Annotated in this window: 14 protein-coding genes; 6 read left to right on the top strand and 8 right to left on the bottom strand. The window is 64.8% G+C overall.

Going from position 1 to position 12407, the window contains the following annotated elements:
• Positions 1-5 precede the first annotated feature (5 nt).
• Both ACWDTF_RS22260 and ACWDTF_RS22255 read right to left on the bottom strand, forming a co-directional pair.
• Positions 6-1586: an ABC transporter substrate-binding protein gene (locus ACWDTF_RS22260; protein WP_449755082.1), complete on the bottom strand. Its 1581-nt coding sequence runs from the start codon at positions 1584-1586 to the stop codon at positions 6-8.
• Positions 1587-1697: 111 nt separating this feature from the next.
• Positions 1698-2576, bottom strand: a complete 879-nt coding sequence (locus tag ACWDTF_RS22255) for a TIGR03619 family F420-dependent LLM class oxidoreductase (RefSeq protein WP_449755081.1) — start codon at positions 2574-2576, stop codon at positions 1698-1700.
• A gap of 164 nt (positions 2577-2740) precedes the next feature.
• Here ACWDTF_RS22255 and ACWDTF_RS22250 point away from each other — a divergent pair, with 164 nt between their 5' ends.
• Together ACWDTF_RS22250 and ACWDTF_RS22245 are read left to right on the top strand one after the other, a co-directional pair.
• Complete coding sequence (locus ACWDTF_RS22250; protein WP_449755080.1) at positions 2741-3181, top strand: hypothetical protein; 441 nt, start codon at positions 2741-2743, stop codon at positions 3179-3181.
• Positions 3182-3196: 15 nt separating this feature from the next.
• Entirely contained in the window at positions 3197-4024 is an 828-nt protein-coding gene (locus tag ACWDTF_RS22245; protein ID WP_449755079.1) for an alpha/beta fold hydrolase, read from the top strand.
• On the opposite strand, the gene ACWDTF_RS22240 is transcribed toward ACWDTF_RS22245, so the two are convergent.
• Together ACWDTF_RS22240 and ACWDTF_RS22235 are read right to left on the bottom strand one after the other, a co-directional pair.
• On the bottom strand, positions 3966-4655 hold the full coding sequence (locus ACWDTF_RS22240; RefSeq protein WP_449755078.1) for an SDR family oxidoreductase: 690 nt from the start codon (positions 4653-4655) through the stop codon (positions 3966-3968). The two genes, ACWDTF_RS22245 and ACWDTF_RS22240, sit on opposite strands and share 59 nt — an antisense overlap.
• A gap of 38 nt (positions 4656-4693) precedes the next feature.
• A complete protein-coding gene (locus tag ACWDTF_RS22235; RefSeq protein ID WP_449755077.1) occupies positions 4694-5170 on the bottom strand; it encodes a winged helix-turn-helix transcriptional regulator in 477 nt (158 codons plus the stop codon).
• Between the two features lie 54 nt (positions 5171-5224).
• On the opposite strand from ACWDTF_RS22235, the gene ACWDTF_RS22230 reads away from it, so the two are divergent.
• A complete protein-coding gene (locus tag ACWDTF_RS22230; protein WP_449755076.1) occupies positions 5225-6646 on the top strand; it encodes a DHA2 family efflux MFS transporter permease subunit in 1422 nt (473 codons plus the stop codon).
• Between the two features lie 7 nt (positions 6647-6653).
• On the opposite strand, the gene glfT1 is transcribed toward ACWDTF_RS22230, so the two are convergent.
• Genes glfT1 through ACWDTF_RS22210 form a run of 4 tightly spaced genes read right to left on the bottom strand, consistent with a single transcriptional unit; the run spans position 6654 to position 9818 of the window.
• A complete protein-coding gene (gene glfT1, locus ACWDTF_RS22225; RefSeq protein ID WP_449755075.1) occupies positions 6654-7556 on the bottom strand; it encodes a galactofuranosyltransferase GlfT1 in 903 nt (300 codons plus the stop codon).
• Positions 7553-8356 (bottom strand): galactan export ABC transporter ATP-binding subunit Wzt/RfbE, encoded by an 804-nt coding sequence (gene wzt, locus ACWDTF_RS22220; RefSeq protein WP_433257462.1) that lies wholly within the window; start codon positions 8354-8356, stop codon positions 7553-7555. Before wzt ends, glfT1 begins: the two co-directional genes overlap by 4 nt.
• A 9-nt stretch (positions 8357-8365) precedes the next feature.
• Entirely contained in the window at positions 8366-9232 is an 867-nt protein-coding gene (gene wzm, locus ACWDTF_RS22215) for a galactan export ABC transporter permease subunit Wzm/RfbD (protein WP_433257464.1), read from the bottom strand.
• Between the two features lie 52 nt (positions 9233-9284).
• Positions 9285-9818 carry a bacterial proteasome activator family protein gene (locus tag ACWDTF_RS22210; RefSeq protein WP_240857965.1) on the bottom strand — a complete coding sequence of 178 codons (534 nt, stop codon included), beginning with the start codon at positions 9816-9818 and terminating at the stop codon, positions 9285-9287.
• A gap of 80 nt (positions 9819-9898) precedes the next feature.
• On the opposite strand from ACWDTF_RS22210, the gene ACWDTF_RS22205 reads away from it, so the two are divergent.
• From ACWDTF_RS22205 to ACWDTF_RS22195, 3 genes are all read left to right on the top strand, one after another.
• Positions 9899-11095 (top strand): cysteine desulfurase-like protein, encoded by a 1197-nt coding sequence (locus ACWDTF_RS22205; protein WP_240857909.1) that lies wholly within the window; start codon positions 9899-9901, stop codon positions 11093-11095.
• A 71-nt stretch (positions 11096-11166) separates the two neighbouring features.
• Positions 11167-11637, top strand: a complete 471-nt coding sequence (locus ACWDTF_RS22200; protein WP_240857910.1) for a MarR family winged helix-turn-helix transcriptional regulator — start codon at positions 11167-11169, stop codon at positions 11635-11637.
• Positions 11638-12095: 458 nt separating this feature from the next.
• On the top strand, positions 12096-12371 hold the full coding sequence (locus ACWDTF_RS22195) for a hypothetical protein (protein WP_433257468.1): 276 nt from the start codon (positions 12096-12098) through the stop codon (positions 12369-12371).
• Positions 12372-12407 lie beyond the last annotated feature (36 nt).

Raw genomic sequence — 12407 nt, 5'->3', positions numbered from 1 at the left:
CGTTGTCAGCTCCTCTCCAGCCGCGCGGTGCGGAAGCGGACGGCCTTGTCGGAGCGGACGACGTAGCCGAGAAGCTGTGTCGTGTATGCCTGATTCGCCGACGGGTTATACAGGTAGAGGTAGCTCACGTCGTCGGCGATCGCAGTGGCGGCAGCCCCGTAGATGTCCTTGCGTCTGACCATGTCGAGTTCGGTTCGGCCGGCGTCGAGAAGGCGGTCGACGGTGGGGTTCTTGTACTTCTGGGCATTGGACTCGCCGCTCGAATGATGTTGTGCGTAATAGAAATCGTCGGGGTCGAGGTTGCCCAGCCAGCCCAGCATGAGGGCGTCGAAGTCGCCTGCGTTCTGCTTGTCGAGCCACGCACCGAAATCGAGTTGCTCGATTGTCACACCGATGCCGACGTCGTCGAGGTTGGATGCGATCACCTGCGCGGCGGTGACGGTCTCCGGGTACTCGGTGGTGACCATCAGCCCCATGTCGAGAGAGGTCGCGTCGGCCTGCCGCAGAAGTGCTTTGGCCTTGTCGTTGGCAGCGGAGCGGTCGAGGCCGGCGGTGAAGCGGTCGAAGTTCCAGAACCACGGACTGGTGGTCGGGATGGCGAGTTCGTTGGGTTTGGCGGTGCCGTACCCGACCACCTGGGCTATCGACTCCCGGTCGATCGCGTAGGCCACCGCTTGGCGAACTCTGTTGTCGCCGAACGGGCGTCGTGCGAAGTTCATCGTCAGATACCAGTAGTCGTTGGCCGTTACGGTTCCGACATTCAGCGAGTCGTCGCCGGAGAGGATGCTCAGCTGTTGCGCGGGCATGGCGTCGGTCCAGTCGATCTCGCCGGAACGCAGGGCGGAGACCGCGGTGGTGCCCTGGGAGATGAAGCTGAAGTTGACGCCGTCGACGGCGGGTGGCCCGGCCCAATGGTCGGGGTTGGCCTTGATCACGATGGAGGCGCCCGGGGACCGCGACACGAAGGAGAATGGTCCGGTCCCCACCGGCCGCGTCGCGATCTCGCCCGATTCCACGTTGCGGCGGTTGACGATTGCCAACCCTTTGAACCCACCGAGGTTGGTGAGCAGATTAGGTGTCGGCTTTGCGACGCTTATCCGCACCTGACGGTCGTCGACGGCGACGATCTGATCGATGGCCTCGAGTTTCCAGGCGTTGGAGAGTTCTTCGTCGATGATGCGGCGGTAGGAGTAGACGACGTCGGCCGCTGCACACGGATCGCCGTTGTGGAACCGCAATCCCGGTCGGAGCGTGAAGGTCCAGACCCGGTTGTCCGCGCTGACGGTCCAGCTCTCGGCAAGGGCGGGACGCATGACGAGGTGCTCGTCCGGTTCGACCAGGGTGTCGAAGACGTTCTCGAGTACCTGAAAGGTGAAATAGGAACTCGACTTGTGCGGATCGAGCTGATCGGGTTCACCGGCGATCGCGGCGCGTATGGTATTGCCGTCGGAACTGCCACTGCCACAGGCGCTTAGCGCGGAAGTGCCCAGAAGGCCCACGCCGAGCGCGCCGGCGGCCGTGAGGAAGCGGCGTCGGCTCAACGCGGCTGAAGGTGTCGATGACTGGGGTCCGATGGGACCGGTCATCGCAATCCTTCCCGCCCTCAGACCTGAATGTTCCGTACTTGCAGTCTGCCCCAGGAAGGGTATGCCCGCAACCACCCGACCGGCGTCGAAGGCGGTTGTCAGGAAAGGAATTCAGCCGTTGACCTTGGCAATCACGTTGTCGGCGTACCAGTTCAGATGGTCGATCTTCTTCTGCAGGGGTTCGGTGTCGTCACCCATGATGTAGGGCATGCGGAAGCCGACGATGACATCGGTTATTCCCTTGTCTGCGAGGCGTTTGCATCCGTCGACACTGTAGGCATCCAGCGAGATCACATGGATCTCGAAGGGGTCGTTGGTCTTGCCCTCGGCCTTGCGGATGTCGGCGATCTCCTCGAGCAAGGCATCGAGTTCCTCGCCCGGCCCGCCACCGTGCATCCAGCCGTCGCCGCGAACCACGGCGCGTCGCAGTGCGGCGTCGGCATGCCCGCCCACCAGCAGCGGGATCGGCTCGGTGGGTGCGGGGGTCATCTTGATCTTGGGGATGTCGTAGAACTCGCCGTGGAATTCGAAGTACTCGCCGCTGGTCAGGCCGCGGATGATGTCCATGCACTCGTCCATGCGTTTGCCGCGTCGCCGGAAGTCGACACCCATGAAGTCGTAGTCCTCCGGCCACGGGCTGGTGCCGACGCCCAGGGCGAGGCGGTTTCCGGTGAGATAGGCGACCGAACTGGCCTGCTTTGCCACCAGCGCCGGTGGCCGGACGGGGAGCTTGAGGACAAACGGGGTGAAGCGGATGGTCGAGGTGACCGCGCCCAGTGCAGCCGCCTGGATGAAGGTCTCGATGAAGGACTTGCCGTCCAAGAACTCCCGGTTGCCGTCAGGTGTGTAGGGATAGGTCGCATCGGACTCCGCCGGGTAGGCCAGCGAGTCGGGAATGGTGAACCCGGCGTATCCGGCCTGTTCGGCGGCCTGCGCCAGCGGCGCATAGTAGGCGGGGTCGGTCATGGCCTCGGCGAAGGTGAACCGCATCGTGCTCCTCGGGTCGGACGTCTCACCCGAGGGTAGAACACGTTCTATTTTCGGGGTAGTCCTGTTCGGTTTCCGGTTTCACCTCGGACGGTTGAATGTTTCATATATGTTCGCGGGGAAGTGAAAGAGGCGACATCGGGGTTGCCTTAGGTCGGGAGGAAGTCATGACTGGTTTGTTCGTCCGACGGATTCTCCTCGGGGCCGCTGCTGTGTCGACGGTGGTGACGGCAGCTGTGTACGCCGCGCCGGCGGACGCTGCAGTGGTGAGCGGTCCACGAATCGTCAATCCGTCCGGCTTCGGTTCGGTGGGAACCGGTTACGGGGCCGGGTGCACGTACGTCATCGAGGCAAGGATCACGCCGAAGTCGGGCAAGACCGTGGTGTTGGCCGGTCGGGTCGGAACCCGTGCTGCGACTCTCTACAACCAGGTCCCGCCGCCGGAGGCGACGAAGGTGACCGTCTGGTGGACGCCGCCGTCGCCCGGTCGGTACCGGATCAGCGCGGGGCAGAGCTCCTCCCCGGATGGCCGGCGCATCACCGCCCGGAGCATGATTGTCGATGTGCGACTCGGGCTCAACACCGGGAGTTCGTGCATCGCAGTCTGACCCTGTGGAGGTGACGTGATCCGTCCCGTACCGATCACCTGGCAAGACGCCGGATCTGGTGACGTCGTGGTCCTCCTGCACGGTCTCGGTGGTGACCGCGGTTTCTGGGACGGGTCGTCACTGGCCGAGCATTTTCGGGTCGTTGCCATAGATCTGCGTGGATCCGGCGGCACTCCTGCCACCCGAGATGGCCACACCATGCTCGACCTCGCCGACGACGTCGTGGCGGTGCTCGACGAACTCGGCGCCACGCGTGCCCACGTCGTCGGCTTCTCGATGGGCGGGTTGGTTGCCCAGGCATTCGCCGTGCGGCACCCGGATCGTCTCGATCGTCTGGTGCTCGCGTCCACGTATGCGCGGATCAGCACGCAGGCGCGAATGTTCCTCGACGCCATCGCAGATCTCGTTCGCCAGGGGTGTAGTGACGGAACAGTTTTCGGTCTCGTCGGTCCATGGCTGTTCTCCGACAGCTTCGTTGCCGACCCGAGCAACCGGGCCTTTCTCGAGATCCCCGCCGACGAGGCGGAGTCGTACCCGGGCAATGCATGGCTCAATCAATATGCGGCACAACGTCAGTTCGACGGCACCGCAGCCGCGGCCGACATCCTCGCCCCGACCCTCGTCCTCGGTGGCGGTGAGGATCATCTGATTCCGCGCGCCGACATCGCTTACCTGGCTGAACAAATTCCCGATGCGACCATCTCGATGTTCGAGGGCAGCGGGCACCTGATCAACTTCGAGGAGTCACAGCGATTCGACGATGAGGTGGCCGCGTTCCTGGCGCTCAGGGCACCAGTGCCGCCGTCGTGTTGGTCGAAAGTGCCGCGCGCACAGCGGCGGTGATGTCGTCGACGATCGCTTCGTCAGCCCCCTCCTCCAGTGCGTCGAAGATCTGTGTCACGACCATCTCCGGTGACAGCTTCGGCACGTCGAGCGATTCGGTCATCTCGGTGGCCGCGTACGACAGATGGGCGCCGAGCACCTGCGTGCCCTGGCCGGCCAACTCGGCGCGCAGGCTGTTGGTGAGTCCCCAGACGGCTGCCTTCGACGACGAGTAGGCACCTGGCATGGCGATCCAGCTCAGCGCCGAAGCGATGTCGACAACTGCACCACCGCCGCGGGCGGCGAGGATGGGCGCAAATGCCCGGGTCATCTCCAGAATGCCGAAGACGTTGGTGTCGAACACCTTTCGGATATCGCTGAGCGGTGAGGTGAGCAGGGAACTGCCGGCTGAGATGCCTGCGTTGTTGATCAGGATGTCGACGTCTGGCGCGGCGGTGGCCGCGTCAGCGATGCTCGCGGCATCGGTGACGTCCAGCCGGAGCGGGACGATTCGGTCGTCGGTGAGCGGAATGTCGCGCCGCGCACCGGCATACACCTTGGTGGCACCGCGCGCGAGGGCCTCGGTGACGAACTGCAGACCCAGTCCGGCCGATGCGCCGGTGACCAGAACGGTGTGGTCGCTGATGAGCATGATGAGTCCCTCCTATGTGGGGATCGATGAATCTTTGTTCAGGACAACGTGGGTAGCGGGCTGTTCGGGCCGGCACCGGGGCCCTGGTGGAGTGAGAGCGACGCTCGGGTGACGGGTTCGCCGCATTCGGAGCACACCGGCTCGATGGTCGTGATCTGCCCGCAGTCGCGGTGCCTGGCGACCACCGGAGCGCCGTCGGGTGCCGCCCATTTGTCGCCCCACTGCCGTAGCGCGGTGAGTACGGTCCACAGATCTCGGCCCTTCTCGGTGAGCCGGTAGTCGTAGCGCACGGGCTTGTCCTGGTAAGGCTCTTTGGTGAGCACGCCGTGTTCGACGAGGGTCTCCAGGCGCTGGGTCAACACGTTTCGGGCAATTCCGAGGCGCTCGGAGAACGCGTCGAAGCGCGTCACGCCGAAGAAGGCGTCGCGGATGATCAGCAGGGTCCACCATTCGCCGATGATCTCGAGGCTCTGGGCGACCGAACAGTTCATGTCGGCGAAGGAAGCGCGGCGCATGAGTTCAGACTAGAGGGTTGCGTGAAGCAACTCAAGTCTGATCTCATGAGTTTCATGACGGAACTCACTGATCGAGTCAGAACATCGGCGTCCGCGCCGCATCGGCCCGGCATCGTGTTGCTGGTGCTGTCGCTGGCGGCCTTCATGGCCAGCCTCGACGTCTTCATCGTCAACGTCGCGTTCGACGACATCGGTCGCGATTTCCCGGGGACCGGCCTGGCCGAGTTGTCCTGGGTCCTCAACGCGTACACGATCGTCTACGCCGCACTGCTGGTCCCGGCGGGCCGAATCGCCGATCGCTACGGTCGCAAGGGAGCGTTCCTCGTCGGCCTCGCGCTGTTCACCGTCGCGAGTGCGGCTTGTGCTCTTGCCCAGGGGATCTGGTGGTTGGTGGCGTTCCGGGTGCTACAGGCGGTCGGAGCGGCGATCCTGACACCGGCCAGTCTCGGGCTCGTGGTGTCGACGATGCCGGCCGCGGTGCGCGCCCGGTCGGTGCGCATCTGGGCCGCCACCGGAGCGCTGGCCGCAGCGCTTGGGCCTGCGGTCGGTGGTCTGCTCGTCGAGGCATCGTGGCGGTGGGTGTTCCTCGTCAACGTTCCCGTCGGGGTCGCTGCCCTCATCGCGGGTGCGGTGGTGATCTCACGATCGGCTGACGAAACCGATGCGCAGATTCCCGACCTCCTGGGTGCCGGGCTGCTGGCCGTCGCCATCGCGGCACTGACCCTCGGGCTCGTCGAGGGGCCCGATTGGGGGTGGACCGACCCAAGGATCGTCGGCGCTTGGATTGTGGCAGCGGTCGCGTTGGCAGGGTTCATCGTCAGTTCCGCCCGGCATCGGGTACCGGTGATCGACCCGGCTCTGTTGCGAGTGCGCTCGTTCGCCTTCTCGAACCTCACCGCGGTACTGTTCGCCATTCCGTTCGCCGGTGCACTTCTCGCCAACATCCTGTGGCTGCAACAGGTCTGGGGATACTCGGCGATCAAGACCGGCTTCGCCGTGTCGACCGGTCCGCTCATGGTGCCGATCTTTGCCGCGGTGGCGCACCGACTCAGCGCACGAATCCCGGTGGGTGTCATCGTTTCTGCGGGTTGTGTCCTGTTCGGATTGGGCGGTGTGCTGATCGCGTTGTCGGTGGATTCGACGCCGGACTACGCGACGGAGATCCTGCCCGGGTGGCTGATCGGTGGCATCGGGGTCGGGCTGGCGCTGCCGTCGATCCTGTCGTCGGCGACTGCGGACCTTCCCGCGCATCAGGCGGCGACGGGAAGTGCCGTGGTCAACATGAGCCGCCAGATCGGCATGGCGCTCGGCGTCAGCCTCTTGGTCGCGATCCTGGGCACGCCGATCGGATATGCCGCCGCGCACAACGCCTTTCAGGAGGCGTGGTGGGTTCTTGCCGTGGTGGCGGTCGCGGGAGCGGTTGCCGCACTGGGCATGACGCCGCCGAAGACTCCTTCCACCCCACCCGCTGGCTGAGGTGCGGTTATGGGCGACTGAACTTCTCGGACCGGCCCAGCCTGCGCAGCCGGACCCACTCGGCGAAACCTTTCGGATCGCGTTGCTGCACAAGGAAGTACCAACCGAATCGGGCGTACTCCTGTGGGATGAGTTTGCGCATGCCGGGCTGGCTCATCAGGTAGCCGCGGTTGCGGTAGGTGAAGAACCGCTTGACGGCGTTGTCGGGGTACTGGGTGTGCATCCGGCCACCGAGGATGGGCCGGAACTCCGCCGACCCGTCGGGGTGGAGGTAGCCGGCGCGCAGGCAGGTGCCGAAGCGCACGCCCGAACGGACGAGCCGTCGGTGCACCTCAACCTCGTCCCCGCGGAAGAACAGTCGCAGATCCGGCACGCCGACTTGCTCGAGGCACGACGCGGAGAACAGCGCACCGTTGAAGAGCGAGGCAATGCCGGGCAGGAGGTCGGAGTCGTCGTCGAGGAACAGTTCCGAGCGCTTGCGGCGCCACACGAGGCCGCGTCGCAGCGGGAACGCGAGGGTGTCGGGGTCGTCGATGTTGGCGACCACCGGCGACACCTCGTCGAGCTGATGCCTTGCGGCACAGTCCAACAGCGTGCCGAGAACCTGTGTGCCGTCGGGTCGGCCGTCGTCGTCGGCGCACCACACCCAGTCGGCGCCCAATGCCAGGGCGTGAAGCATGCCGAGGGCGAAGCCGCCAGCTCCGCCGAGGTTGCGCTGCGATCCCAGGTAGGTCGTCGGGACAGGCTGTGCGGCAACAAGTTTCGCCACCGCTTCGTCATCGTCGTTGTCGACGACGATCAGGTGATCGACGGCGCGGTCCTGTCCGCTCACCACCTTCAGTGATTCGGCGAGCAACTCGACTCGACGGTGGGTCACCACCACCGCGACCACCCGTGCGTCGTCGGTCATGACTTGTCCAGGTTGGCCAGAACCTTGCGGACGTGCTCGGCGGCCTTGGGTCCCTCGTACGCCCCGACCACCTCTTCGATGCCGCCCTCCATCTTGATCTGACCGTGGTCGATCCAGAGTGCGCGGTCGCAGAGCTGCGCGAGGAATTCATTGGAGTGGCTGGCGAACACGAGGATGCCCGACCGCTCGACAAGCGCCTGCAGCCGTGCCCGCGCCTTCTTCATGAAGTCCGCGTCGACCGCGCCGATGCCCTCGTCGAGGATCAGGATCTCCGGGTCGATCGACGTCACCACCCCGAGCGCGACGCGCACCCGCATGCCGGTCGAATAGGTGCGCAGCGGCATCTCGAGGTGATCGCCGAGTTCGGTGAATTCGGCGATGTCGTCGATCTTCTTCAGCATCTCCTTGCGGGTCAGGCCCAGGAACATGCCACGGATGATGATGTTCTCGTAGCCGGAGATCTCCGGGTCCATGCCGACGCCGAGGTCGAACACCGGCGCCACGCGTCCCTTGACGCGGCATGCGCCTCGGGTGGGTTCGTAGATCCCCGACAGCAAACGCAGCAGCGTCGACTTGCCGGCACCGTTGTGGCCGACGAGGCCGACGCGGTCGCCGTGTTTGAGGTGGAGGTTGATGTTGCGCAACGCCTCGACGACGATCACATCCGAATCGGTGGAACCGATGACGCCGCCGGCCGCGCCGATCACGGACTTCTTGAGTGAGCGGGTCTTGGCGTCGAAGATGGGGAAGTCGACGCAGGCGTCCCAGGTGTCGACTCGAACCCTGTTGTCAGGTGCCATGGTGAGGTCCTAAACCCAGTACGCCACGCGGGCGCGGTAGTTGCGCATCACGAACATCGCCATCGCCCAGCCGACCGCGGTGCACCCGAGCACGATGATCCAGTGATAGAGCTCCACGTTGTCCCCGAGTAGTTCCCCGCGGGAGATCTCGAGGTAATGAAACATCGGGTTGAGCTCGACGATCCGCAGCCGCGACGAGTCGTCGCCGGCCGTGGTCTCGCTCAGGCTCTGCGCCGACCAGATGATCGGGGTCATGAAGAACACGAGGCGTACGACGGTCGTCAGCAGCTGGCCGATGTCCCGGAACCTGGTCGAGAGGATGCCGAACACGATCGAGACCCAGATCGCGTTGAGGATGAACAGACCCATGGCCGGGATCACGAGCAGCATGGAGAAACTGAACGGCGGTGGGAACACGATGAAGATCACCACGATGATCACCACGTTGTGGGCGAAGATGATCAGCTGCCGCCACACCACGCGGTACACGTGAACGCTCACCGGTGCCGGAAGCTGTTTGATCAGGCCTTCGTTCTTGGCGAAGATCTCCGACCCGTCCAGGATCGAGCTCTCGATGAAGGCCCAGAAGATGAAGCCCAGGGCCACGTACGGCAAGAATTTGCTCAGGTCCTGGCCGAACAGTTCGCCGTAGAGCAGGCCCATGGCGACCGCGGTGACGCCGGTCGCGATGGTGATCCACAACGGCCCGAGAACCGACCGTCGATACCGCTGCCTGATGTCTTGCCAGCCCAGGTGGAACCACAGTTCGCGGCTGTCGACACCGTCGCGGAGGTCCTTCACCGCACGTCGGAGCGTGCGTGAATCCGAACTCTCGGGACGCGCTGGGATCGCGTCGTCGTCGACTACCGCTGACACGGGGACTCACTGTACTTGCCGGTAGAGATCAGACCCTCGCGCGCCCGGGTGTTCAGAGGTACTGGCCGGTGCTGGGTCCGTGGGGACCGCCGGCCGTCATCCCGGGCGGCAGCGCGCCCTGACGCATCTGCTCGAGCTGGGCGCGGGCCGCCATCTGCTGCGCGAACAGCGCCGTCTGGATGCCGTGGAACAGGCCTTCGAGCCAGCCGACGAGCTGGGCTTGGGCGATGCGCAGTTCGGCGTCGGACGGGGTGGCGTCGTCGGTGAACGGCAAGGCCAGCCGCTCGAGTTCCTCGCGGAGCTCGGGCGCCAGCCCGTCTTCGAGTTCCCGGATCGACGACTCGTGGATCTCGCGCAGACGTGCGCGTGACGCGTCGTCGAGCGGAGCGGCGCGCACCTCCTCGAGGAGCTGCTTGATCATGGTGCCGATCCGCATCACCTTGGCCGGCTGTTCGACCATGTCGGCGATGTTGGCCTGCTCGTCGTCCTTGCCGGCGGTCGCGTCGGAGCCGCCGACGATGATGACATTGTCGGCGTCGGGGGTGGGCGTGCCGCCGAACGGGCCGGGGGTTGTGTCGTCGCTCATCATCATGGGTCCATTGTGCAGAAAGCGGGCTCACACAAGAGGCGGAGGGCCACTTGTGCGCGCGGTCTATCGTTGTGCCCATGCCGTTCGACGTCGCTCACGTGCGTGGTTTGTTTCCCTCGCTCGGTGACGGCTGGATCCACTTCGATCCGCAGGCCGGGATGCAAATACCGGATTCGGTCGCGAATGCGGTGTCGAGGGGATTCCGGCAGTTGGTGTCGGCACCCGGTGACGCCTATCCGGCGGCCCGGGAGAGTGCGGACGCCCTCGACGGCGCGCGTCGGGCGATCGGTGATCTGCTCGCCGCCGACGCCGCGGGGGTGGTGCTCGGCCCGTCGCGAGCGGCGCTGTTGCACGCGTTTGCCGAGGCGATCGCCCCGAACACCTGGCTGCGCGGCGAGGTTGTCGTCAGCCGCCAGGACGACGAGGCCAACATCGTCCCCTGGTTGCGGATCGTCGACCGATTCGGCGCGCGTGTCCGATGGGCAGAGGTCGACGTCGAGACCGGCGGCCTGCCGGTGTGGCAGTACCCCGACCTGATCAACGAGAACACCGAGATCGTCGCGGTGACGTTGGCGTCGGGCACGACCGGTGCGATCACCGACGTCAACGAGATCGCGCCGTTGACTCGCGAGGTGGGTGCGCTGCTCGTCGTCGACGCGACGAATGCCGCGCCCTATCTTCCGCTCGACATCCACGAACTCGCCGCCGACGTGCTGGTGGTTTCCGCGGAACGCTGGGGTGGACCGCGGATGGGGGCGATGGCGTTCCGGGAACCGCACACCATCGATCGTCTGCGGATGATGTCGATGAATCCGCGTGCGACCGGGCCCGCGCGTCTGGAACTCGAACCGCATCAGGGTGCGTTGCTGGCCGGGGTGGTGGCGTCGGTGGAGCATCTCGCGGGCCTCGACGAGGACGGAATCGGCAAACGTCGTCGTCGGCTGGAAACCGCGATGGACGGCGTCTACGACTACCTGCAGCGTCTGACGTTCTACCTCACGACCACGTTGGAGCAGCTCAATCAGGTCAACCTGGTGGGCACCGAGGAGAACCGGATACCGGCGGTGAGTTTCACTGTCGAGGGTGTCAGCGCCGACAAGGTGGTGCGTCGCCTCGCCGACAACGGCATCTGCGCGCTGGGTGATCTGCCGAGTCGAGCGCTGAACAGGATGGGGGTCGACGACTTCGGTGGCGCGGTGACCATCGGTCTGGCCCCGTACTCGACGCCATACGAGGTTGATCACCTGGTCAGGACGCTCGGCTCGCTGGGCTGACACGCACGTTCATCTGGTCGGTTGACCCGAAGGACTCGCGCTGCGCAATCGTGGCCGCTAGGTTGACGACAATGAATGTTGACACGGACCGGCAGCGCGCACTGACGCCGCAGGAGGTCGAGACCTGGGGCGCATTCGTCGACGGGGGCTGGGCGTTGATGGCGCGCGTCACCGACGAGATGAGTGCGCGGGGACTGGCCGTCGCCGACATGCGCTTGCTCGAAGCGCTCGAGGACACACCCGATCGCGGTATCAGCGAACTCGCAGACGCCGTCCACATGCGGGTCAGCACCGTGTCACGTCAGATTGCCCGGCTCATCGACGACGGTGAGGTCGAGAAGATCAAGTCCGACGGCGACGGCCGGCACCGGCTGGTGCGCCTGACGGAGCAGGGCCGAGCCACGCTGCATGAGCATGTGATGGTCCGTGACAGCGTGATTCGACGGCACGTCATAGACGTTTTGTCTCCGGAGGAATTCACCGCTCTCGGCGACGTATTCCGCCGAATTCGCGCGGGGATCCCCGGCTGCGCGGGCGAGTGAGTTGACTCTCGATTTCCCGAGTTATCGTATGTGACTCAGGCATCGTTGTCCCGGAAATCGGAGAAATCCTTGTCCCCCTTTTGGGGGTCTCGTTCGAGGACTTCCGAACAAAAACAAGTCTTGGTCAAGCGTCCATATTCTCCACGCCACGCCGAAACGTAGGTCGCGCACTCATGAGCGGGGAAATCTGTTGCCGCTCGGGATTGTTCGCGCCCATTATTCAGGAGCCACTGGTGCTTCCCTGGATCAGTGGGACTTCCTATTGAGGATCTCGAAATGCGCGCATTGGATTGTTAATTCCGGCAGGCTCGGCTCAATTTATGCTGCTTCTTTGAGCCGTGCCTATTTTGGTCGTTTACTGCATTCTGCAGAAAAGTTGTCGCCTGATTATTAGTGTGTGTGACTGGGATCACACCCATTCCTTCATGAGCCACGCGACGAATAGATCGGGAAATCCGATGCAAAGAGCTCTCCGTCCCATCGCCACCACCACCATCGCCTTTGCGAGTGTCACTGCGCTCGCGCTGGGCCCGATGACCACCCCGCCGGCGCTGACCCGCGATGTCGGGATCGAATCGCCGGCGATCGTCCCGACGGCCACGTGGACCGAATTGGTTCAGAACACGTCAGCGAACCTGGATCATCTGATACCGGTGCTGACGGCCGACCCATTGCGGCTCTTCAAGGTTGAGCGGGCAATGCCTGGTCAGCGGACCGGCGTGTCGGTGACGTAAGGCGCCCCTGGTCTCCGGAAATCTGGATGTTGCGAA

Source organism: Gordonia sp. NPDC003422 (genome assembly GCF_053588675.1).
The sequence above is the reverse complement of the archived record's forward strand: the minus strand, read 5'-3'. Positions and strand labels throughout refer to the sequence as shown.

Excerpts from the sequence above, each read along its gene's own strand:
- wzt (WP_433257462.1), bottom strand. The coding sequence starts at position 8,356 with ATGGCACCTGACAACAGGGTTCGAGTCGACACCTGGGACGCCTGCGTC.
- ACWDTF_RS22205 (WP_240857909.1), top strand. The coding sequence starts at position 9,899 with ATGCCGTTCGACGTCGCTCACGTGCGTGGTTTGTTTCCCTCGCTCGGT.
- ACWDTF_RS22200 (WP_240857910.1), top strand. The coding sequence starts at position 11,167 with ATGAATGTTGACACGGACCGGCAGCGCGCACTGACGCCGCAGGAGGTC.
- ACWDTF_RS22255 (WP_449755081.1), bottom strand. The coding sequence starts at position 2,576 with ATGCGGTTCACCTTCGCCGAGGCCATGACCGACCCCGCCTACTATGCG.
- ACWDTF_RS22230 (WP_449755076.1), top strand. The coding sequence starts at position 5,225 with ATGACGGAACTCACTGATCGAGTCAGAACATCGGCGTCCGCGCCGCAT.
- ACWDTF_RS22240 (WP_449755078.1), bottom strand. The coding sequence starts at position 4,655 with ATGCTCATCAGCGACCACACCGTTCTGGTCACCGGCGCATCGGCCGGA.
- ACWDTF_RS22210 (WP_240857965.1), bottom strand. The coding sequence starts at position 9,818 with ATGAGCGACGACACAACCCCCGGCCCGTTCGGCGGCACGCCCACCCCC.
- ACWDTF_RS22235 (WP_449755077.1), bottom strand. The coding sequence starts at position 5,170 with ATGCGCCGCGCTTCCTTCGCCGACATGAACTGTTCGGTCGCCCAGAGC.
- ACWDTF_RS22250 (WP_449755080.1), top strand. The coding sequence starts at position 2,741 with ATGACTGGTTTGTTCGTCCGACGGATTCTCCTCGGGGCCGCTGCTGTG.
- ACWDTF_RS22260 (WP_449755082.1), bottom strand. The coding sequence starts at position 1,586 with ATGACCGGTCCCATCGGACCCCAGTCATCGACACCTTCAGCCGCGTTG.
- glfT1 (WP_449755075.1), bottom strand. The coding sequence starts at position 7,556 with ATGACCGACGACGCACGGGTGGTCGCGGTGGTGGTGACCCACCGTCGA.
- ACWDTF_RS22195 (WP_433257468.1), top strand. The coding sequence starts at position 12,096 with ATGCAAAGAGCTCTCCGTCCCATCGCCACCACCACCATCGCCTTTGCG.